Here is a 1,907-nt window from a genome sequence, read left to right as displayed (position 1 = left end):
GGTATCCACTGGAGTGCTGACACGAGACTGACGAAGCCAAGATATGATTCCTTGGTTTTGTCATATCGGGTGGCAACGCGTCGCCAGTTCTTGAGTTTGTTGAACAGGCGCTCGACGAGATTGCGCCAGCGATATTTGGTTTTATCATGAGGTACAGGATTGCGACGGTTGCTTTTGCTCGGGATGACGGCTTCGATTTCGGCCTTGGCAAGTTCCTCGCGAATGAGGTCGGCATCGTAACCTTTGTCTGCCAGTAACGCCTCGATCTTGTCAGCGATCATGCGGAACAGCGGGCCGAAACCCTGAATATCGTGGGTCTGTCCCGGCGTCAGGACAAAACCGAGAGGGCGTCCCCTGGCGTCGCATCGGGCGTGCAGTTTGGTGGTGAAACCACCGCGCGATCGGCCAAGCGCCTCGGTTTCCTGTGTCCCTTTTTTATACCGATAGCACAATGATGTGCCCGGACCACCGTGCTGTCGATCATGTCGGCAGTGGTATCCCGCTCGACCATTTCAGCCAAGGTTTCGAGCATCGCATCGAACACGCCTGTCGTCACCCATCGTCGGTAGCGTCGGAACACGCTGTTCCACTTGCCATAATCATCAGGCAGGTGGCGCCACTGCGATCCGGTTCGGGCAATCCACATCATGCCTTCGAAATACAGACGATTGTCTTGCGCAGGACGGCAGCCACGACCCCTCTCAGGCGGAAGCAGCGCCCCGATGATGGCCCATTCCTCGTCCGAAAGCCCAATTCGCTCGCCCAACAACGCCTCCAAAAGGCAGCTTTGAATCAATCATGGACGTTACTGTCAACCTTTGTCCACGAAACCTAGCACTACAGTTGCAGTTTGTTTTGTTCGTTAATTGTTCATGGTTTCCGTGCTTTCCAGAAAGCTCGAATTTCAGACGGTCTACATCGAGAAAAACCGCAAATTCTTCATCTTTCTAGGCCGGAAACCAAACTGCAACTGTAGTGCTAGATTGTGTGCGAAAATTTACTGGTCCGTCATAATTTTCCTATATGGATGAAGATTATTCTTGGGCTCAGTCTGGCTACCTGTCTGTCAACAATAGCCAGAGCAGATGATGCGTCTACAACTCCGACAGAAAAGGAGTTATATGACGAGTGTAGTGAATTTTCGATGGCAGGGATACATGACTGCCTGCGGAAGAAACGCGATGAAAGTCAGAAAGTGTTGGCGCAGGCTGAAACGCGCATGAACACAGTAATGTCCCGATGGGATGTGGATGATCAGTTTATCGCGACGGCCAAAAGCAATTTTATCAAGGACAAACAGGAATTCCTGAAGTATCGTGAGGTTCATTGCAATTTCATGAGATCGCTGGGTGGTCCTGTAATTGGTATCGGGTTGGACGCAAGGCTGTATACATGTGTTGCTGAGTTGAATTACAGGCGCGCCAAACTTCTTGAAGATGTATTTCCTGATTTACCATCTAAGTAGATTGTTTATTGTACAGGAAAAGAAAATTTTCATCATTTTCGTACTCCTAATATCCCTAGCAGCCTGTCGGGTTGGGCATTTTGCGGCTGATAACGCCGAGGCTGACCCGGCTTATGCTGCGTGAAGCCGTGCCATTCTTTTGCAGTTATATGCGAGTGCAACGAGGGTCCATTCGGTCGTGACTTTTGCAAGGCCACGCAGGCTGAACCTTCTGAAGCCCATGATGCTTTTGATAATTCCAAAGACCGGCTCCACGGTCTGTTTGCGTAGTCTGTAAACATCTCCGGCTTCTGTAGTTTCCAGCCTGTCCTTCATGGCAAGCCGCCAGGGTTCGGTTATCCGGCGTGGCTCCCTTCCTGCGGGCTGGGGTCGGAAGTCGTAAGGTCTGCGGGCACAGGGCCGTCCAATGGCGACCAGCGGATCAATGCCCTTTTCCTGCAGT

Annotated in this window: 2 protein-coding genes and 1 pseudogene; 1 reads left to right on the top strand and 2 read right to left on the bottom strand. The window is 51.4% G+C overall.

Annotated features, from left to right (window positions below):
• Positions 1-766: pseudogene (locus GEU01_RS27180) on the bottom strand (IS5 family transposase); the annotation flags it as partial.
• Positions 767-1,027: 261 nt separating this feature from the next.
• Between GEU01_RS27180 and GEU01_RS21240 the strand changes: the two are divergent.
• Positions 1,028-1,465, top strand: a complete 438-nt coding sequence (locus tag GEU01_RS21240; protein ID WP_232272656.1) for a DUF1311 domain-containing protein — start codon at positions 1,028-1,030, stop codon at positions 1,463-1,465.
• A 111-nt stretch (positions 1,466-1,576) separates the two neighbouring features.
• Here GEU01_RS21240 and GEU01_RS27175 read toward each other — a convergent pair.
• A partial coding sequence (locus GEU01_RS27175; RefSeq protein WP_019087607.1) for a transposase occupies positions 1,577-1,907 on the bottom strand: 331 nt, incomplete at its 5' end.

The organism is Komagataeibacter europaeus LMG 18890, from assembly GCF_000285295.1.
GTDB lineage: Bacteria > Pseudomonadota > Alphaproteobacteria > Acetobacterales > Acetobacteraceae > Komagataeibacter > Komagataeibacter europaeus.
Note: the sequence above shows the minus strand (reverse complement) of the source record. Positions and strands in the feature narration are given on the sequence as shown.

Bases quoted from the DNA above. Each gene is read 5' to 3' on its own strand.
- GEU01_RS21240 (WP_232272656.1), top strand. From the start codon at position 1,028: ATGAAGATTATTCTTGGGCTCAGTCTGGCTACCTGTCTGTCAACAATA.